Genomic DNA, 20170 nt, shown 5'->3' with positions numbered 1-20170 from the left:
CCCATCAAGAAGGCCGAGAAGACACCGAAGTCAGCATCGACACGAGCCTTGATGGCGCCTTCTTCGACGATCGAGTCGTAGCCGCCAACAACCTTGAAGCCCCATGCGCCAGACTTGAAGCCGGCACCGGCAACAACGTCGGGAGCGTAATGGTCGGAGCTGTCTTCGCCGTTAGCGCCAGTAGCGCCCGTACCGGAATTGGTATCTTCGACGGAGATCACAGCCGTGAAGCCGTTGCCTGCATCGTAGTTGTAGGTGATCTGGTTCAGCTCGTACGGACCGTCATAAACCACGTCGTCGTTGATGACGTCGCCGGCATAACCGGTGAAGACGTTGAACTGCGAGTCTTCCTTACCAACGGTGAAGCCACCGAGGCTGATGCTGGCATGCAGCAGGTTGGTGAACGTCGAGCCGCCGTCGTCCCAGTCCCAACGCAGCTCGGTGTTGGTCTTCAGCGGACCGTATTCGGTGTCCGTCGCGGTCTGCAGCTGCAGCTCAGCGCGGGTGTGCCAGAGCGTACCGAAACGGGCGTTCGGATCATACGCGCTGTACCACTGACCTTCGGTACGAACCTTGCCGCCAATCTTGAGGCAGGTTTCGGTGCCCGGGATGAAGAAGTAGCCGGCGCCGTAAGCATCGCAGATACGGACGTACTCAAGCTGCTCCGGCTCAGCAGCGACGACAGCGTCGGCCGCATGAGCGCCGGAAACTACTGCCAGTGAAGCAGCGGAGCCGAGAAGAAGGCTCTTGATATTCATTAGTTTCTCCAATCGATATGCCTGATCGGAACGACGCTGACGACCACCCGCTACGTTCATTGATCCGGCTGTTCCCCCTTGATTGGAAGCCGACGGCCCCCCGCGCATACGATAGAGAAGGAAATGCACGTGCCGAAATCCAATATTTCGGTCATGCTTTGTAATTTCTTCATATCAATAGGTAGTAGATGCGCAACTGCATCACGCAGAAACAAAATGTATAAACATAATATATGCTCGAATATTATAAGTATTAATAGAGAAATATTTGATAAATGTATGTAATCTGTGGATATACTACTATAAGCCTTAATTGGTATTCGCTCACCGTATTTCGTATGAATCAATCGCCCCTAAACCGTAACGTCAAATTGCATCAAGCATGCCGCAGAGCGACAGGGTTCAGCTTGGCGCGCGGCGAGCCTGGGAAGCGGGCGGGTTGGACGCCGAAGTCACCACAGCTTGTTCCATCATCGTCCCGCGAGCTTTCCCCCTGCAGGAAGCAACCACAGGGGGCGTGGCGCGGACGGATGTGAAGCGCCCCGACCGGACCGGGGCGCGGTGTTTCACTCTGCGAGCTCGAGCACGAGTTCGACTTCAACCGGCATGCCGAGGGGCAGGCTGACCACTCCGAGGACGATCCGGCCCGACAGCATCTCCGTGCCGAAGACCTTGAGGAGGAGCTCGGATGCGCCATCGGCCACTTTCGGATGATCCCGGAAATCGCCTTCCGTCGCAATATAGACGCCGAGCTTGGCGATGCCTGCCACCTTGTCGAATGAACCAAGATATTCCTTGATGGCGGCAAGCGCGCTCAAGGTGGCGATCTCGGCCGCCTTGCGTCCGTCCTCTGCGGATAGTTCGCCGCCAACGCGTCCAACATATTGCGGCTTGCGGTCAACGACCGGGAGCATTCCGCTCAGGAACAGCAGCTTTCCGATCTTCACCGCCTCCACATAGGCGCCGAACGGCGTGGGAGGCGGAGGAAGCGCGATACCAAGATCCTTCAGCCGCTGTTCTGCGCCAGCGGCCGGCGCTTCGCCAGCGCTTACCATTTTCCCAAATGTGCGCCGCCGTCGACGTGCAGCACCTCCCCGGTTATACGCGGAGCCTCTGTCAGGAAGAGGACGGCGTCGGCGATCTCCCGGACGCTGGAAATGCTGTGCATCGGCGACAGCGTGTTAAGGAAATCCCTCGGATTATCCTTGTGAAGCGGCGTGTCGACGACGCCGGGCGCTACCGTGTTCACACGAATTCCTTCCTTTGCGTATTCGAGGGCGATGTTCTTGGAGAGTGCCTCGATACCACCCTTGGTGGCCATCGCGACGGAAGCGTTGACGCCGGCGATCGGGTGATCAACCAGAGGCGTGGTGATGCTGACGATACTGCCGCCGGTCTTCTGCATCAACATCTGGCGCACGACCAATTGGGTCAGATGCAGAAAACCCTCCAGATTCGTCGAGGATAGTTTGCGGTAATCTTCCAGGGTGTAGTCGATGAACGGCTTGGTGAAGAAAATCCCGGCATTGTTGACCAGAGCGTCGATCGTCCCGAAGCGGGCGAGCGCGGTCTCGACGACGCGCTCAGCCGTGGCGGGATCGGCGATGTCGCCGTCGATGCGAGCCAGCCTGTCGGAGGCCTTGATCTCGTTGGTTTGACTGACGCGCCGCGATGTCGCGACAACATTATAGCCTCGGTCGAGGAAGGCATTGGCAAGGCCGGCACCAATGCCCTGCGAAGCACCGGTAATCACTACTGTTTTTTCTGTTTGCATTGTCGTTCTCCATTTCACGAAGCGACCTCACCGCCATGCATCGGCCCGGAAGGCCGGACCGATCGAGAGAGGATGAGGTGGTTGGTTTGCTCTCGTGGGAGGAATATGCCCACTTGGGCTTTACGTGATTAGATGGAAATATATGGAATCAATTTTCCATCTATGCAAAAATCAGAAGATGACTGATCTGAACGACATCGCTGTTTTCGTGAAAGTAGCGCAGCTCGAGAGCTTCAGCCGGGCCGCCCATGCGCTCGGCATGCCGGTCTCGACGGTGAGCCGCAGAGTAACAGCGCTCGAAGAGCAGCTGGGTGTGACGCTCCTGCAGCGCACGACACGCAAATTGAACCTCACCGCACAGGGACGCGCCTATTTCAATCAGTGCAACGAGCCGCTCAACCACCTCTATGATGCCGAGCGGGTGCTCATTCACGCACAGAGAAAGCCGGAGGGCCTGCTTCGGATTTCCGTGCCGGTGGTCCTGGGGCAGGAACCCTTCTATGATTTCATTTCTGCGTTTCTGAAAAACTATCCGCGCATCCAGGTCGATCTCTTCATCACCAATACGTTTCTCGATCTGATCGCCGAGAATGTCGATCTCGCCATCCGTTTCGGAGAATTGCAGGATTCGACGATCATTGCGCAGCGCGTCGGCAAGAGCGTCCGTTATGTAGTCGCGACGCCGACCTATCTGCAGGGTCGTGCCCTACCCACCAAACCCGAGGATTTGCGGGAGCATCAATGCGTCCTGTTGAATGGCCGCAACAATGAAACCGAATGGCATCTGGTCAACGGCCGCAAATCGGCGAAGGTGCAGGTTTCGGGACCGATCGCGAGCCGCGATTTCCAGTCGGTAAGCGCATTTACCTACAAGGGCCACGGCGTAGGCCTGTTGCCTTCGAATTATTGTGACGACCGGATCGAACGCGGCGAACTCGTCCGCCTCCTGCCGGATTGGTCCTCGCCCGAAATCTTCGTGCACGCGGTTTATCAGACACGGCGCTTCCTGCCATCGAAGCTGCAAGTCTTTCTCGATGCGTTGAAGGCCTGGAAGAGCCCGCTCTGGATTCCGCTGCGGTGACCATGTTCCGATAGTCGGATTGATTGGCTCGAGCAGCAAGGCAGAGGGTCGCTCAAGGGCCTCGCGCACTCTCTTCTCCTGCAAGAAGCCTCAGCCAGGCTCCGGCATGGAACAGGCTCATTAGGAGATACATCGGCGCCATTCCGCCAAACAGCGAGCCGCCTTGCACCGAGCAGATCATGTCGGCTGCGCCATCGCGGGCGGTCAGCAGCGCCATTGCGGCGAAGGTTGGCGCCGCGGCCAGCTGAAGCCAGCGGCCGATGCCCGCATATTGCAGCAGGCCGGCGGCACGCGCGCCGGCCCTTTCGTGGATTTCAGACAATCTGGACATCGGCTAGGCTCCATAGCGGTCGTGATGACGCCACCAGACACCGGTTTCGTTGCGGCCGAGCGGCGCCCGGTCGAGCCACTGATACATGCCCCAGAGGCCGTCTAGTCCGCGGGCATAGGACGAATAGGTGTGATAGATCTCGCCATCCTGCATAGCGAAGGCGCTGACACCCGGCCGGTCGCGCGTGTAAGTCGCGACATCCGTTCCTGTCATCGAGGCGATCTGCGCGACCGGGCCTTCGCTGCCGCGCAACTCCCATTGCTGCACCGTCTTGCCCGCCAGCGGCTCGGGCATCGGCGGCTCGCGGCGGTAGTTGTATTCGATGTTGCCGTCGCGCTGCTCCTCCGGTGTGAACCAGACGTTGAAATCGTGGTTGAAGTCGCTGTTGGCCGACGAGGCCCAGTCGAAGGTCCAGCCCATGCGACGTTTGAATTCCTGCAGTTTCGCAAGCGGCGCCCGGGATACCGCGGAAAAGGCGACGTCATGGTTTTCAAGATGCACGGCAAAGCCGTTGAAGCCATCGGCGATCGACGAGCAGGATGGGCAGCCGGCCGTGTAGTCCGGTCCGAACATGAAGTGGTAGACGAGAAGCTGGGAGCGCCCCTTGAAGAGCGCCGAGAGCGGAACCGTGCCATCCCCTGTTTCGAGCCGATAGTCCTTTTCCACCCTTACCCAGGGCAACTGCTGGCGGCTCGCGGCAATTTCATCGCTGCGCCTCGTCAGCTCCTTTTCCTCTTCCAGCAGGGAAAGCCGCGCCGAAAGCCACTCCTTACGCGTTCCTGTCCTGTGCATCGTCATGGTTGATCTCCTGTGTCTGCTAGGTTTGTCTATCCGGCGCGGCATCTTGCAGGCCGATGGGGAATAACTTACGGCTGGAAGCAGGACGGGTGGGAGTTACAAGTGTGACGGGATTTCGATGGACTCGCTGATCATCGCCGCCGCACAGGCGCTTGCGTCAGGCGATCCGCTGGGCGCGATGAAACGCGTGGCGCTACGCGACGATGCACCGGCGCTGGCGCTTCGCGGCATTGCGATGGCGCAGCTCGGCGACCTAGTCCGCGCCAAGACGCTGCTGAAGAGCGCCGCGCGCGCCTTCGGCCCCCGCGAGGCGGTGGCCCGCGCCCGTTGCGTCGTGGCCGAGGCGGAGATTGCCCTCGTTTCGCGAGATCTCGGTTGGCCGGAAAAGACGCTGGAGACGGCGCGGGCCGTCCTCGACAAGCATGGCGACCGCATCAATGCCGCTCACGCCCGCAACCTGCAGATACGCCGCCTGCTGCTTATCGGTCATCTCGACGAGGCCGAACGGATGCTCGCGAAACTTGATCCCTCGCCGCTACCGCCGGCCGCAAGGGCAAGCCATGAGCTTGCGGTTGCCGGTATCGCTATCCGCCGCCTTCGTACCGAGCAGGCCCGTGGTGCCCTGGCGCGAGCGGCGGAGGCAGCACGCAAGGCCGGCATTCCCGCGCTCACGATCGAAGTGCGCGACGCCGCGCGCGTTCTCGACGCACCGGCGGCCCGGCTAATCGCACACGGCAGGGAGCGCCTGCTTTCGCTCGGCGAGGTGGAGGCTCTGCTGTCCTCCGGAGCGCTGGTCATCGACGCCTGCCGCAATGTCGTGCGCAGCGGCGGTGAAGTCGTGTCTTTGGCGAGTCGGCCGGTGCTGTTTACACTGGCGCGGGTGCTTGCCGAGGCTGCTCCCGCGGACGCGTCGCGCGCCGTGCTGCTTTCCCGCGCTTTCCACGCCCGCCATGCCGACGAATCCCACCGGGCACGGCTCAGAGTCGAGATCGGCAGGCTGCGCACTGCGTTGGAACCTTTTGCCGATATTGGCGCGACGACGCACGGCTTTGCGCTGACGCCGCATGGAAAACGCGATATCGTTGTGCTGGCGCCACCTGTCGAGGCGGAGCACGCCTCTCTGCTTGCGCTGCTCGCCGACGGCGAATCCTGGTCGAGTTCGGCGCTGGCGATCGCGCTGGCCACAAGTCCGCGCACGGTGCAGCGGGCGCTCGATGCACTGGCGGCCACCGGGCGGGTGCAAAGCATCGGCAATGGCCGCGCTTGTCGCTGGATGATGCCGCCGGTCGTCGGCTTCCCGACAACATTGTTACTCCCGGGACCGCTGCCGAGCGACTAGGGTTGGAGCTGCCGAATTCAACAGATGCTGACCGGAGGATGGATACTATGAAAAAGTCTCAAGCTGAGGTCATTCGCGAATATGGCCCCTTCGAGAATGCGCCCCGCGTAAACGGCGTTACCTTCGACGGCCGGCATGTCTGGTTCGCCTCTGGCGAAAAGCTGCACGCCCTGGACCCAGAAAGCGGAGCGCAGGTGCGCTCGATCGACGTCGCCTCGCATGCGGGCACCGCTTTCGACGGGCGCTATCTCTACCAGATCGCCGAGGACCGGATTCACAAAATCGATCCCGAGAGCGGAAAGGTGCTCTCCACCATTCCCGCGCCCGGCAACGGCGGCGATTCGGGTCTCGCCTGGTGCGAGGGAAGCCTGTGGGTGGGCCAGCACCGCGGCCGCAAGATCCACGAAATCGACCCCGAAACCGGTGCTATCAGGCGCACCATCGAATCCAACCGTATCGTTACGGGTGTCACATGGGTTGATGGCGAGTTGTGGCACGGCACCTGGGACGGCGACGAAAGCGACGTTCGCCGCATCGATCCGATGACGGGCGAAGTGCTGGAACGGCTGGAAATGCCTGAGGGCACCGGCGTCTCTGGCCTCGAATCCAACGGCGGCGACCTCTTTTTCGCCGGTGGCGGCGGCAGCGGCAAGGTGCGAGCGATCCGCCGCCCGCGTTGAGGGATATGCTGCGGCGTTTCTGCACATGCTTGCTTATTTGTATCGATGGCAAATTGGTCACGTTGGGTACACCGCTTCGTCTGCGTCTTTGAGCAGCCGTTAAGGGCGCCTATAGTCGTGGCGAACGCGCATCGCGCAGAGGCGGCCCGCGCACGAAATGACAGTTGCAGAATTCGGACCAACACCTCGCCAATCCGCGCGCTCTTTCTTTCCCGTGCCGATCAGCTAACGAAGTCATCGTGTCTTCGTCAATCTGCGTGTCAGTGCGAGGGATCAAAGGGTGTTGCGATCGCAACCCGCGACTGCGCCACCTGGAAATCGGCCGGCAGCATCCGGTGATAGGCAAGCACGAGCTGGCAAGCGCTGCGCGCGTCGTGCCGCAGATCGTGATGAATGACGAAGGCAATGTCGCCTGCGGCCAGAAGCTTGATATTATCTTGATCGAGATCATGAGCCGCAAAGACCGTGCATTCGCGCCGGGCCTCGGTGAAGGCTTTCAATATGGCGCGATTGCCGCCGCCGATCGAGTAAACTGCGCGAATGTCCGGTTCCTGTTCCAGCGCATCGCGAACGAGCAGTTCTGTCGTGCGATCGACGCCGAAACCTTCGGAGATCCGCGCGACGGAAAGCCAGGGAAATCGCTCGGCGAGCACATTGCGGAATCCCTGTTCGCGCTCGTCTTCACCGGCAAAGAGCCTGCTCGACAGTGTCACCAGCACCTTGCCCGTCCGCCCTCCCGCCATGCGCCCGAGCAGATAGGCCGCCGTCGCACCCGCCACCCGGTTGTCCATGCCGACATAGCCAATCCGGGAGCTTGCCGGCAGATCGGTCACCAGCGTGACGACCGGAATTTTTGCCGCCATGAGCTGGGCAGCAAGCTCGGCAATCGCCGGCGTCGAAGCGGCCTTCAGGATGACACCATGGCTCCCGCGCCGGCGTATGGCGTGCAGGATGGACAGCAATTCCTGCTCGCTCATCGTCTCGGCGACGTGAAATCGTGCGGAAAACGAAGCGGGACGCATGCCGGGTAGTTCGGCCTCGAATGCTTCGCGTACCGCCGTGGAAAAGCGCTGAGGCGTGTCCATCACGACATCGATGACGAAGCGCCGCCCGGCGAGGCCCGATTGTAGATACTGCCGTTCCAGTTCGGAAATTGCCGCCGCGACCCGCGCTCGCGTGACGGCGCGAACGCCCGCTCGTTCATGCATCACCCGGTCGACGGTCGCCAGACTGAGGCCGGCCTGCAAGGCGATATCCTTCAGCGGAAAGCGTGATGTCACCGGTTTTCCTTTTGAGGTGTTTTTGAGGGCTTTTCTGCCTTTCTCATAGGCCGGGCGGATATTACGATCAATGCATAAGTCCAACACCACTTCGGGAGCAGATCACCATGGACACTCAGACGCTCGCCAGCCGGCGCAGCCGGAAAGTTTGGCTTTCGGCCGATTGCGGCAGCTTCGATCATTTCAGGACTTTGGTCGAAAAGACTGCTGACCCGGCAGACTGGCCCTTTGCCGACGGAATCGAGAAGAACATCCTCATCTATGATGGCGAGAAGGTCCGGAACGCCGCAGGAGATGAACATGATCGCCGCGCGCTGATGGCTGAATGGGTCGAAGCATTCACCTCCGGTCCCGGCATCATCGCCATCAAGAATGCCATGCCCGACGGTGCGGTTGTCGATCGTGCCACTGCCGTGTTCGATGCAATCGTCCGCGACGAGCGCGAGAAAGGCAAAGGCGCGGGCGACCACTTTGCCAAGCCCGGCGCTAATGACCGCATTTGGAACTCGCTTGAGAAGCACTGCCTGGCGGATCCGGAGAATTTCACCCGCTACTATGCCTCCACCGCCGTCGCCATGGTATCGGAAGCCTGGCTGGGCGCCGGCTACCAGATGACCGCGCAGATGAACCGGGTCAATCCAGCCGGCACCGCGCAGAAGCCGCATCGCGACTACCACCTCGGCTTCATGACGCCCCAGCAGATGCAGGCCTATCCCGGACATATCCACGCCGTTTCGCCTCTGCTCACCCTGCAAGGAGCCGTCGCGCATTGCGACATGCCGCTCGAAAGCGGACCGACGCTGTTTCTGCCCTATTCTCAGACGTTCTTCGAAGGCTACATCGCCTTCGGCCGTCCGGAGTTTCAGGCGCACTTCGCGGAGCACCATGTGCAGCTGCCGCTGAAGAAGGGCGATGCCGTCTTCTTCAATCCGGCGGTCATGCATGGCGCCGGCAACAATGTCTCAAAGGACATCTACCGCATGGCAAATCTCCTGCAGGTGTCATCGGCATTCGGACGGGCAATGGAAAGCATCAATCGGAACCGGATGTCGGTCACAGTCTATCCTGCGCTGCTCGCCGCGCTTGAGGCAGGCGCGCTGAACCGCGCCGAGGCGGCCAATGTGATCGCATCGACGGCCGAAGGCTATGCCTTCCCCACCAATCTCGACAGCGATCCGCCGGTCGGAGGCCTTGCACCGAAAACGCAGGCCCAGATCATGGCCGAGGCGATCGACGCCAAGGTGGATGCTGGGCGCTTTGCGGAGCTGATCGCGGCTCACGCAACACGCAGGGAGGCGTGAAGGTCCGATGAATCGCCTGGATGGAAAATTTGCCGTCGTCACCGGCGGCACGCAGGGGCTGGGTGCGGAAGTCGCACGTCTTTTTGCCGAGCGCGGCGCCGCAGGGATTACGATCTGCGGCCGCAGCACCGCCAAGGGCGAGGCCAAGGCACGGGAGATCGGTGACCGATATGGCACGCCGGTCGTCTTCGTCGCAGCTGATCTCGGCCGGGTTGAGGATTGCCGCAAGGTCATAGACACAGCGGCCGAGCGGTTCGGCCGGATCGACGCCCTAGTCAACGTTGCCGCGATCACCGACCGGGGCACGATTCTCGATACCGATCCGGAGCTGTTCGACCGGATCTTCGCAGTCAATGTGCGTGCGCCGTTCTTTTTGATGCAGGACGCGATCAAGAACATGATCGCCAATGGCATCGAGGGCACGATCGTCAACATCTCCTCGATGTCGTCGATGGCCGGGCAGCCCTTCATCAGTGCCTATTGCTCGTCCAAGGGGGCGCTCGACACGCTGACCCGCAACACTGCCTTCGCCCTTTTGAGAAACCGGATCAGGGTCAATGCGCTCAATATCGGCTGGATGGCAAGCGATGGCGAGGACCGCATCCAACGGGAGTATCATGGCGCTGGCGACGACTGGTTGGCGAAGGCGGCTGCCAATCAACCATTCGGCCGGCTTGTCGAGCCGGCCGAGGTTGCACGCGCTGTCGCCTATCTGTCTTCCAGGGAATCCGGTCTGATGACCGGCGCTGCCATCAATCTGGATCAATCGATCTGGGGCGCCTATGAAGATACACCGCATCCGAGGGAGGCGATTTAAGGCAGGGCGGCTGGCGGGGGATGCTCCCGCACCGACGATGAGCAGCGGCGTCAATTGGCGCTGAGCCCGAGGCTTGCTTTGTACCGAACCCCCAGGAGGCGATCTACTTCGATACGCCTTCCATCCGATGTTCTGAAAAGGCGGGTTGGCGAAAACGAATTCGCCGACCTCGACGCCTGTGAGAATCTTGATAAATATTTCCGCCGACTTCGAAGTACGGCGATTCACCACCTTCAGTTCCTGATTGAGCGCGGCAGCACGAAAGATCCGGTGGAACGAAGGGAGGATATTGTCCCACATCCGGAGTAGTCTTGCGCATGGAAGCTTGCAGGTGTCCCCGGATATCCTTGTTAAGGCTTTGACACCATCTAATATGGAGGCGAATGCCGCAGCCTCCCGGAACTCTGAGAACGAAGGGCCCAGACGATGCAAAGAAACTACTACTCTTCCCTTGGCGGCCATCCGCCGCAAAGTGATCTCCTGACAGGAAGAGCTGTATTCACGGAGGCCTATGCGGTCATCCCCAAGGGGGTGATGCAGGACATCGTCACCAGCTTCCTGCCCTTCTGGAACGACACGCGCTGTTGGGTGATTGCCCGCCCGCTCTCCGGCTTCGCCGAGACCTTTTCCCAATATGTCATGGAAGTGGCGCCGGGCGGCGGTAGCGACCGGCCGGAGCAGGATCCGGAAGCCGAAGGCGTGCTCTTCGTCGTTGATGGCGAGGTTGAACTGACGCTGCCGGCCGGCAAGCACATTCTCCAGCCGGGCGGTTATGCCTTCCTGCCGCCGGGCCTGACCTGGTCGCTGCACAACCGCAGCACCGCCCATGCCCGCTTCCACTGGATCCGCAAGGCCTATGAGGCCGTCGAAGGGCTGGATCATCCCGAACCGCTTATCCTCAACGAGAAGGATATCACGCCGTCCACCATGCCCGGCACGGAAGGGCGCTGGGCGACGACCCGTTTCGTAGATCCTTCCGATCTCCGCCACGATATGCATGTGACGATCGTCACCCTTCAGCCCGGTGCCGTCATTCCCTTCGCGGAGACCCATGTCATGGAGCATGGCCTCTACGTGCTGGAAGGCAAGGCCGTCTACCGCCTGAACCAGGACTGGGTGGAAGTGGAAGCCGGCGACTTCATGTGGCTGCGCGCCTTCTGCCCGCAGGCTTGCTATGCCGGAGGCCCCGGCCCGTTCCGCTACCTGCTCTACAAGGACGTCAACCGCCACATGACGCTCCGCCCCTTCGGTTCGCGCCGTTAGGCTCGCTACTATCTTCAGCACCCCGCGCCCTTCCGGCGCGGGTTTTTGTTTGTTCAGCGGGTTGGCTGCATAGCCGAATTCTTCTCATTGCCGGCTGCCGGCTGTACCGCCGGTCCTTAGCCGGAGATGACGCTCCATTGAAACTTTGTTTGCCCCCATCATGCGGGGCGTTGTGTAACTATCCTGATCGCTTCGACTGGCCGGCCGTGCCTTGCGCTCGCTTCCAGCCTGGCGCGGGGAGGCAGTTCGAACGCCGTGTATGGTGGAGAGATCATGGATCTGCAAAAGATCAAAATGCTGATCGAATTCGTCGGTCGGTCGCGAATTTCCGAGCTGGTGGTGAGCCAGGACGGGACGACGGTGCGAATCTCGAACAGCATTTCCAAGCGGGCAGCCGCTGCGGACAATCCGGGTGTTGCGCGACAACTGCCTGTTCAACCATCTGTCGTAACGGATGCCGTCGAGCCTGAAGGCGACAAGGCTGGCCAAACGGTGATCGCGCCCAGGGGCGGATCATTGCCGAAATTGCTGGTGCGGCCGCCTTTGTCGAACATCTGAGAAATGCGGGTTGGGCTGTTGCCTTCGCGACAGGTGGGCTGCGCAAAATGTCACGAAGAAAACTGACCGCGATCGGTGTCAAGTTTGCGGATGATTTGCTCGTGACCGCTTCCGAATATGTGACGCGGGAAGAACTGGTCGTGCAGGCGATCGAAGCAGCTCGAATACATTACGCCTTCACCCCAGGCCGGGTTGTCTCGATCGGTGACGGAATTTGGGACCTGAAGACTGCCGCGGCCCTGGGGTTGCACTTCCTCGGCGTAGGAACAGGCCCGAAGGCGGAAATCCTCGCAAGCGCGGGCGCAACCGTGGTATCGGACTTTCGGGACAGAGCCGCAGCGACAGCCTCTTTGCAGCAATGTGGATTGGCGCAGTATTAAGGCCCCTTGGACGCGTCAGGCTCTCCCAAGGCGGCCCTCATAGGTCGTAACAATCATAAAGATCCGTCCGGAAGGGAAGCCGCAGGCTCTTGGTCGCGCCTGCTCGTCATTCATGCCGGTCGCTTTCGCGTGCGTTCAGCGCAGGCACGCCGAAAACAACCTAGACAAGTGTGATGTGATCGGGATCAAGGCCGTTTTGTTGATTCGTAGAACGTTCAGCAAAAATGCTATCATAACAGTACTTAAAACAAGCCACCCCATGAAGCGTTAAGTCATACTTTAAGGCGGCCCTGACCCATGTTGCTGCGGTGAAGCATAGAACTGCGGTGATCTGGAGCCACCCTTCAAGGATTCTACGTTTCTTGCTTTATTTATCTTGTGTAGTGAATATGGTAACCGACATATTGATTGCGTGGGAGCATTGATGGTTAAGTTCAACTTCGGTGAACCTCCGGCGGATGAAGCCGCTGCCGACATCTCGACCGAGTGCCAGCGCCAATTGCGGCCTCTCGTCGATGAAATTATCCAAGCAGCGGTTGCGGCCGGGTGGAATCAGAAAGATGTTCTTTTGGCCTTGGCGGACCTGGCATGGGATCTCTATGAGGACCGTCGCGGTGATCTGTAACCAGAGGCTCTTGCGGTAAGATAGGAAGCTCGATCTCAATCTGGAGAGCGATCGGCCGGCTGGCACCACGTCCAGGCACTGATCGACGAAAGGTGCAAGCAACCGGTTCTTTCTTTTGCGTCACACACATTTCCGCCTTCACAATTAACTGTTCTGTCCTATCTAAACTGCGCGCGTTCAGCTGATTTTTGGCGGCGCTGTGCGGCAAGTGGGGTTGGGAAAAGAAGGGACGTCAAGCAACGCTTGGAGTCCTGCCTGCTGGTTCGTGCATAGATGATTTCGTTCGGGCGGGGCGATACAGAATGAGAGATACGCAAGAGCCTCGGGAGCGAGGCGCTTACGGTGATGTTGATCGTGGGCTGGCGGAACGATATGTCTTCGATATAATTCCGGAAAGCGCAGGTCCGAGAAAGGCCACCATGCGAGGGAGCGTGATACACTCCATTCGCAGCCCCGGATCGCAGAAGTTCCTGGCCAAGGAGCATTCTGTTGGAATTGTGCTGGCGCCCGCGCGCAAGTTGAGAGCCTCGCTCGGTAGCGACAAAATTACGGAGTACGATGCGCCGGTCGGCTGTATCGCCATTAATCCTGCGGGCGTCGATAGTAGCCTCTCCTGGTTGGCGACCAGAAAAAATCTCGTCGTAGCTATACCTCCCGAAGTGCTGTCCGAGTTAGCTCTTCATGAGTTCGATCTCGCCGATGTAGAGCTTGAGCCGCCTGCTTTCGGTACAGTCGATCTCTGGGCGCTCAATATAGCCCAGAGGGTCTCCGGCGAGCTGACTGAGAAAGCACGTCCGAATGAGCTCTATCTGGACTCGTTGGTGACGCTGTTCGGTATTCATCTGCTTCGCACTTATACACGCCGCAAGAAGCAGTCTGCGTCACCCAAGGGCGGGCTCTCCGCCCATAGCGCTCGACGTGTTCAAGAATACCTCATGGAACATCTTACGCAAAAGGTACATATCGCCGAGCTCGCGTCGGTAGCGGGAATTTCACCGAATCACTTCATAGTGAGGTTCGCCAAGACGTTTGGAGTGCCGCCGCATCGCTACCTGATTAACCTGCGCTTGGATTTTGCGGAAAAACTGCTTGTCGATAGTGGGTTCGCGATTACCGAAGTTGCCTACATGGCCGGATTTTCGGATCAAAGCCATTTGGCCGCCACCATGAAGAAGTACAGGGGAAGAACGCCGACCGAGCTACGATTTGCACGGTAATCGGTCCTGGCTCTGGTGGAATTTGCTATTTTGAGCAGGTCCGCTCATGGCTATATGGGCGCGACGCCATTCGTTCCGCCCGCGTCTACACTGAAAAATCATTCATCTGGTGGCGTGCTTGTGGTTCGTCGGCCGACGCTCGACACCGGTGCGCTATGGTCCAATGAAAAGCGGAACAGGCCGAATTGAGTGTGGCAAAGCGGACACACTTACTGTTCGCCGAGTAAAGACCGGAATTTCTTATAAACAGTCCGTAGTTTTCTAAAATACCAACACCGCAAATATGGCCAAACTCGCTATGGTATTAATTCGGTGGGTTTATGGACATTCAATTCCCTGAATTTGAAATCTTTGCTCCGAAGATCGAGGTAGCCTGGACTGCCTTGCAAGATCGATATGCCAGCCGCCTGACCGGCGCGGAGGTCGATTATCTATTTGCCTGCCTCGTCTTCGGTTTGACCTCTCCGGCCTATGGGGAAGGGGAGCCGCTATTCCATTTCGATGTCTGCCGCGCCCTGGTGACGATGAAGCTTCCGCCCGATCGGGCCGAGGCTGCCTTGTATTCCGTTCCGGAGCTGACGCAGCCATGGGCCGATACTGTCCGTGAACAGCTCGAAAGTCAGGCCGCCAAAATGGGTCGCGCGCTTCTGCAAGCGCATAATTTCAACGACGATGCAGCCGCCGATGCGGGTTCACGCGTGCTTGGTCGTCCAGATAGCAGCGAGGAGAAAGCAGCATGAGCAAGTGCGTTGGGGAACATCTGCAGACCAAATCGCGTAACGGATTTGCACGAAGCTGGATTTCGGGCGGTGATGGCAATCGCATGGGTCGCCGCCGACTGATGGCGGTGCTGCGGATGGCATCTCGCGTGCTCGGCTTCAAGCGGAGCCGTCTGGGGCACGGGATGCTGGGTATTGGTGGAGCGGTGGCACTGGTTGCGATCGCATTCGGGGGCATTGCCACACCGGCTCTGGCGCAGTATGCCGCCGGCGGTGGAACCGCGACAGGCGGCAACGCCGTCGCCATCGGCAACGTTACCCAAGCGAATGGTGCGAACAGCGTGGCGTTGGGCACCTCCAACAGCGCAACAGGCGATGCTTCGATCGCCATCGGCTACGCGATGGGTGTCAATGGCCTCAACGCCATAGGCATGGGTGTCTTCGCGAACGCGACTGGAGTCAATGCTCTAGCCGTAGGCGGAAACGCCCGCGCATTGGCGGATGGGGCTTCGGCCTACGGTGTCAACACCACTGCAAACGGGCAAAACGCGACTGCCATCGGCTCCACGGCCAGTGCCACCGCCTCCGACGCCACTGCCGTCGGCGTCAGCGCTACCGCAAGCGGCGGTTCCGCTACCGCGTTGGGCTCCGGGGCCAGCGCGCAGGGAAATAATGGAACGGCGTTGGGCTTCGGGACGAAGGTGCTGGCGCAAGGCGGTACGGCGGTGGGAACGGGTGCAAACGTCCTCAGCGCGGCGCAAGCCGGCACCGCGCTCGGTGACAACTCGGTGTCCAGCGGCTTTACCGCTACCGCTGTGGGCTATGCGGCCAGCGCTACCGCCGATTATGCTTACGCCGCGGGCTCTCAGGCCAGCGCATCCGGTCCCGCAGCGACTGCTGTCGGCAATTTGGCTCGCGCGACGGGGAACACCGCGCTCGCGCTCGGCGGGCAGACGCTGGCCAGCGGCGACGGCACGGTTGCCGTCGGACAGGGCGCCGGCGCCGGCTCAACCACCGCCAATACGAATTCCCTTGCGGTGGGCATCGCCGCCGGCACGCTCGTGAGCGGCGCCCAGAACAGCGCGATCGGCGGCGGTATCGCCAGCGTCATGAGAGGCGCCGGCTCCGGCGTCTCCGGGACGCGCAACCTCGCGTTCGGAAGCGGCGACGGTACTGTCGCTTACGACGCCACCCTAAAGGCCTCCGCGGGCAGCCTCGTCACGGGCAACGACAATATCGCGCTTGGAACCAACGCCGGTATTGGCGTCAGCGCCAATGATACGACGTCGATCGGCCACAACGCCATGGCGACAGGGATCAATGCGGCGGCGATTGGAGCCGGGGCCACTGCGAGCGGGCTGAACTCGATCTATCTCGGCTCGCGCACCGCCGCAGGAACAGGTGCCACGGCTCAGAGTGCCATAGGCATCGGCACGGATGTGACAGCGTCCCAAACCGACGCTGTTGCAGTGGGGCGCGCAAGCAAGGCGACCGCAACCAGTACCATCGCTCTCGGCCAATCAGCCGCCGCTTCGGGGACCAATTCGCTCGCCATCGGTCCTACTACCGTTGCATCGGGGGCTTTCGGTGTTGCCTTGGGTAACCAGGCGCAGACGCTCGCTGCTGGCGGCGCTGTTGCGATAGGTTCGGGCGCAACCGTTGCCGCCACCGGGACGTCCAGCGTCGCGCTTGGCAACAATGCGAGTGCCAGTGGCGCCGTGTCGGTTGCTTCGGGCGCCGGGGCCAACGCCAGCGGCGACAATGCCGTTGCTACAGGACGGACGGCTCTCGCCAGTGGTACAAATGCCGCCGCGTACGGATCCGGAACGGTTGCAGCGGGAGACAATTCTCTGGCTGCCGGCGTCAGCGCCAATGCCAGCGGAGTCGCCAGTACTGCACTCGGCATCGGCGCCAATGCATCGGCGACGAGCGCCATCGCCGTCGGTAACAATGCTAAGGCCTCTTCCGCCGATGCCATCGCCATGGGCACCAGCGCAACCGCAGCCGGCGGCAAGGCCGTCGCCATCGGCGCGGGCAATTCCGCTTACGGTGACGGCGCGGTCGCGATCGGCGATCCGAGCTATGCCAGCGGCACCGGCGCCTTCACCGGCGGCGCCAACAACATCGCCAACAGCGATGGAACGGCAAGTGCCAGCGCCGCCAACCAGGCGGCCGGCGCAGTCGCGATCGGCAACAACAACAAGGCGATCGGCCAGGGCTCCGTGGCGCTGGGCAATGGCTCCACCGCAGGCGCATCCGGTTTCGTCGGCAACATCGCATTGGGCAATGGCGCGACGGCGGCCGCGAGCTCCGGCGACGTGGCGCTCGGCTCGGGCTCGGTGACCGCCGTCGCGGTCGGCACGCCCAATGCAGTGATCAACGGCGTCACCTATTCGGGCTTCGCAGGTACCACGCCGGGCTCGACGATCAGCGTCGGCGCGGTCGGGGCGGAACGGACCATCACCAACGTCGCGGCCGGGCGGATCAACAACAGCTCGACCGATGCGATCAACGGCTCGCAGCTCTACAGCGTTGCCAATACGCTCTCGGACCAGATCACCGCAAGTGCGACTCACGACTATAGCGTCAACAGCACGGCGCCGGGAACCGACACCAACTACAACAACGCCGGGGCCACCGGCGCCAACGCGCTTGCTGCTGGCGTCAGTGCGAGTGCCGCCGGCGCGAACGGTGTTGCGGTCGGCACCGGTGCCGCGGCACGGGCGTCATCCGACACGGCGCTCGGTTCGGGCGCGCTTGCCGCGTCGCTCAGCAATTCGCCGCAGACCGGGGCGGTTGCCATTGGTGCGGGACAGGCCACGAATGATGGTGCCATCGCGATCGGCAACGCCTTTGGCGGCGGTCCGAAGGCATCCGGTCGTGATTCGATTGCTCTCGGCACCGCCGCGACCGCCGGCAACGCCGGCGATGTCGCGCTGGGTTCCGGCTCGGTGACCGCCGTAGCGGTCGGCACGGCCAGCACCGTGATCGGCACCACTACCTATAATTTCGCCGGTACGACACCCTCCTCGACAGTGAGTATCGGGGCGGTGGGCGCTGAGCGCACCATCACCAATGTTGCGGCGGGCCGCCTCAACAATGGTTCGACAGATGCGATCAACGGTTCGCAGCTCTTTGCCACCAACCAGCAGGTGACGCAGAACACAACCGACATTACGACCATCAACGGCAATCTGACCAATCTCGGCAATACGATCAACAATATCGCCGGTGACACATCGACGACCTATACGGATGCGAATGGTAAGGGCATCCGATATGTGCGCACCAATGACAGCACGCTTGCCGTCAGCGATTCCTCCGCTCAGGGCGTCGGCTCCACCGCGGTCGGATATAACGCTACCGCTGTAGCCGACAGTTCGCTCGCGCTTGGACGGGCCAGCCAGGCGACCATCGACGGTGGGGTCGCCCTCGGCTCCGGATCGATTTCCGATCGCACCCTGGCGCCGACCACTGGCCAGATCGCGGCTGGTCCCACGAACTTCATTCAATACAATACGACCGATAAAACACTTTTGGGCGCAGTATCGGTCGGCTCGAGCACGTCCTACAGGCAAATCATCAACGTCGCTGACGGCACCAACGCTCAGGATGCCGTCACGGTTCGACAGCTCCAAGGCGCCATCGCTTCGGTCGCAACGACGCCGAGCAAATACTTCCATGCGAACTCGGCCGCCGGCGATTCCCTCGCCGTCGGCGCCGAGTCGGTGGCGGTAGGCCCGACCACGGTGGTCAATGGGGACAACGGCATCGGTATCGGCAACGGTGCCATCGTTGATCAGGTGGCACCCGGCGGAACGGCAATCGGCCAGAACGCCCACGTCATGCTGGCTGACGGCGTGGCACTCGGCACGAATTCGACGGCAGCGGGCATTCAATCGGTCGCGCTCGGCGCTGGTGCGCAAAGCAACAACATCAATAGCGTTGCGCTCGGCGCGCAATCGATAACCACCGTCGGCGCCGAGACGAACTACACGGCTTACGCTGTTGCGAGCCCGCAGACCTCGGTCGGCGAGGTATCGATCGGCTCGGCGGGAGCGGAGCGCAAGTTGACGAATCTTGCCGCCGGTTCGGCAAATACGGATGCGGTCAACGTCTCGCAGTTGCGAGGCGTCTCGCAGAATGTCGCCAATCTCTTCGGTGGCACCACAGTGGTCAATCCCGATGGCTCGATCACCGGTCCGACTTACAACGTCCAGGGCAACAGCTATTCGACCGTCTATGACGCCTTCGGTGCGGTCGATAGCACGCTGACCAACATTACCAATGGCGGCGGGATCAAGTATTTCCATGCCAATTCGACGCTGGCGGACTCTCAGGCCTCCGGCACTGATAGCGTCTCGATAGGCCCGGAAAGCGTCGCCAGCGGAACGAACAGCCTGGCGGCCGGACATGGAGCCACCGCCGTGGGACAGGGGGCTGTTGCCCTCGGCCAGGGCGCGCAGGCCAACAATGCCAGTGATGTGGCGTTGGGCTCCGGTTCCGTAACACAAGCGGCTGTCGGCACGTCCGGAACGACCATTCAAGGACAGCATTACGATTTTGCCGGGACCACGCCTGTCGGTACCGTCAGCGTTGGTGCTCAAGGCGCGGAGCGGACCATAACCAATGTCGCGGCAGGCCGCATTTCGGCTGACAGTACGGACGCCATAAACGGATCGCAGCTTTATGCCACCAATTCCGCGGTTGAAAGTCTGCAGACCGGTGTTGGAACTATCACCAAAAATGCCGTCACGTATGACCTCAATCCCGACGGCAGCAAGAAGAACAGCATCACGCTGCAGGGTGGTGACGTGAATGCGCCGGTGGTTATCTCCAACGTCGGCAAGGGCGTCGCCCCCACGGATGCCGTGAATGTTGCCCAATTGGGCGATAGCGTCACTCAGGTCAAATCGTATGCGGACACCGCTGCCGCCAACACGTTGACTGCGGCCAACAACTATACGGACCAGAAATTCGGTCGGCTGAACCAGGAGCTTGGCGACGTACGCTCGGAGGCGAGGCAGGCGGCCGCGATAGGGCTTGCCGCGGCATCGCTTCGTTATGACGATCGTCCGGGCAAGGTAAGCGTGGCGGTCGGCGGCGGCCTGTGGCGGGGAGAAGGTGCCCTGGCCTTCGGCGCAGGCTACACCAGTGAAAACGGTCGAGTTCGAGGGAATTTGTCTGGTACGGCAGCCGGCGGGCAAGTCGGTATCGGCGCCGGTCTCAGCGTCACTTTGAATTGAGTC

General features: G+C 61.1%; 18 protein-coding genes. 12 read left to right on the top strand and 6 right to left on the bottom strand.

Annotated elements, in window-relative coordinates; translation table 11 throughout:
* From GA0061101_RS34580 to GA0061101_RS34570, 3 genes are all read right to left on the bottom strand, one after another.
* On the bottom strand, window positions 1–758 hold a 758-nt coding region (locus GA0061101_RS34580), incomplete at its 3' end, for a porin (RefSeq protein ID WP_092576970.1).
* A gap of 566 nt (window positions 759–1324) precedes the next feature.
* Complete coding sequence (locus GA0061101_RS34575; RefSeq protein ID WP_092576968.1) at window positions 1325–1813, bottom strand: RidA family protein; 489 nt, start codon at window positions 1811–1813, stop codon at window positions 1325–1327.
* On the bottom strand, window positions 1807–2532 hold the full coding sequence (locus GA0061101_RS34570; RefSeq protein WP_092576966.1) for an SDR family NAD(P)-dependent oxidoreductase: 726 nt from the start codon (window positions 2530–2532) through the stop codon (window positions 1807–1809). The genes GA0061101_RS34575 and GA0061101_RS34570 overlap by 7 nt, the downstream gene beginning before the upstream one ends.
* 178 nt (window positions 2533–2710) lie before the next feature.
* On the opposite strand from GA0061101_RS34570, the gene GA0061101_RS34565 reads away from it, so the two are divergent.
* Window positions 2711–3613: a LysR family transcriptional regulator gene (locus GA0061101_RS34565; RefSeq protein WP_092576975.1), complete on the top strand. Its 903-nt coding sequence runs from the start codon at window positions 2711–2713 to the stop codon at window positions 3611–3613.
* A 52-nt stretch (window positions 3614–3665) separates the two neighbouring features.
* On the opposite strand, the gene GA0061101_RS34560 is transcribed toward GA0061101_RS34565, so the two are convergent.
* Together GA0061101_RS34560 and GA0061101_RS34555 are read right to left on the bottom strand one after the other, a co-directional pair.
* Entirely contained in the window at window positions 3666–3944 is a 279-nt protein-coding gene (locus GA0061101_RS34560) for a hypothetical protein (protein ID WP_092576963.1), read from the bottom strand.
* A 3-nt stretch (window positions 3945–3947) separates the two neighbouring features.
* On the bottom strand, window positions 3948–4742 hold the full coding sequence (locus GA0061101_RS34555; protein ID WP_037196979.1) for a DUF899 domain-containing protein: 795 nt from the start codon (window positions 4740–4742) through the stop codon (window positions 3948–3950).
* 118 nt (window positions 4743–4860) lie between these two features.
* Here GA0061101_RS34555 and GA0061101_RS34550 point away from each other — a divergent pair, with 118 nt between their 5' ends.
* Together GA0061101_RS34550 and GA0061101_RS34545 are read left to right on the top strand one after the other, a co-directional pair.
* Complete coding sequence (locus tag GA0061101_RS34550; RefSeq protein WP_037196978.1) at window positions 4861–6081, top strand: DNA-binding protein; 1221 nt, start codon at window positions 4861–4863, stop codon at window positions 6079–6081.
* Between the two features lie 47 nt (window positions 6082–6128).
* A complete protein-coding gene (locus tag GA0061101_RS34545; RefSeq protein WP_047553244.1) occupies window positions 6129–6761 on the top strand; it encodes a Vgb family protein in 633 nt (210 codons plus the stop codon).
* Between the two features lie 260 nt (window positions 6762–7021).
* Here GA0061101_RS34545 and GA0061101_RS34540 read toward each other — a convergent pair whose 3' ends face one another.
* Entirely contained in the window at window positions 7022–8041 is a 1020-nt protein-coding gene (locus GA0061101_RS34540) for a substrate-binding domain-containing protein (protein WP_162734475.1), read from the bottom strand.
* Between the two features lie 107 nt (window positions 8042–8148).
* On the opposite strand from GA0061101_RS34540, the gene GA0061101_RS34535 reads away from it, so the two are divergent.
* The 9 genes from GA0061101_RS34535 to GA0061101_RS34495 all read left to right on the top strand — a co-directional run bounded on the left by GA0061101_RS34535 (window position 8149) and on the right by GA0061101_RS34495 (window position 20167).
* A complete protein-coding gene (locus tag GA0061101_RS34535; protein ID WP_092576958.1) occupies window positions 8149–9342 on the top strand; it encodes a phytanoyl-CoA dioxygenase family protein in 1194 nt (397 codons plus the stop codon).
* A 7-nt stretch (window positions 9343–9349) separates the two neighbouring features.
* The gene (locus GA0061101_RS34530; RefSeq protein ID WP_092576956.1) at window positions 9350–10159 is read left to right on the top strand and encodes an SDR family oxidoreductase; all 810 of its coding nucleotides are present in this window, start codon (window positions 9350–9352) and stop codon (window positions 10157–10159) included.
* A 426-nt stretch (window positions 10160–10585) separates the two neighbouring features.
* Complete coding sequence (locus tag GA0061101_RS34525) at window positions 10586–11422, top strand: bifunctional allantoicase/(S)-ureidoglycine aminohydrolase (protein ID WP_047552498.1); 837 nt, start codon at window positions 10586–10588, stop codon at window positions 11420–11422.
* Between the two features lie 273 nt (window positions 11423–11695).
* Window positions 11696–11980: a hypothetical protein gene (locus GA0061101_RS41205; RefSeq protein ID WP_376774275.1), complete on the top strand. Its 285-nt coding sequence runs from the start codon at window positions 11696–11698 to the stop codon at window positions 11978–11980.
* Window positions 11935–12360: an HAD family hydrolase gene (locus tag GA0061101_RS34515; protein WP_092576953.1), complete on the top strand. Its 426-nt coding sequence runs from the start codon at window positions 11935–11937 to the stop codon at window positions 12358–12360. The genes GA0061101_RS41205 and GA0061101_RS34515 overlap by 46 nt, the downstream gene beginning before the upstream one ends.
* A 424-nt stretch (window positions 12361–12784) precedes the next feature.
* Window positions 12785–12985, top strand: coding sequence for a hypothetical protein (locus GA0061101_RS34510; RefSeq protein ID WP_047552495.1), 201 nt, complete (start codon window positions 12785–12787; stop codon window positions 12983–12985).
* A gap of 302 nt (window positions 12986–13287) precedes the next feature.
* Complete coding sequence (locus GA0061101_RS34505) at window positions 13288–14202, top strand: helix-turn-helix domain-containing protein (RefSeq protein WP_092576949.1); 915 nt, start codon at window positions 13288–13290, stop codon at window positions 14200–14202.
* Window positions 14203–14522: 320 nt separating this feature from the next.
* Entirely contained in the window at window positions 14523–14942 is a 420-nt protein-coding gene (locus tag GA0061101_RS34500; RefSeq protein ID WP_047552489.1) for a hypothetical protein, read from the top strand.
* The gene (locus GA0061101_RS34495) at window positions 14939–20167 is read left to right on the top strand and encodes a beta strand repeat-containing protein (RefSeq protein ID WP_092576946.1); all 5229 of its coding nucleotides are present in this window, start codon (window positions 14939–14941) and stop codon (window positions 20165–20167) included. The genes GA0061101_RS34500 and GA0061101_RS34495 overlap by 4 nt, the downstream gene beginning before the upstream one ends.
* Window positions 20168–20170 lie beyond the last annotated feature (3 nt).

The sequence above is a fragment of the Martinezella lusitana genome, from assembly GCF_900094565.1.
GTDB lineage: Bacteria > Pseudomonadota > Alphaproteobacteria > Rhizobiales > Rhizobiaceae > Rhizobium > Rhizobium lusitanum.
The sequence above is the reverse complement of the archived record's forward strand: the minus strand, read 5'-3'. Positions and strand labels throughout refer to the sequence as shown.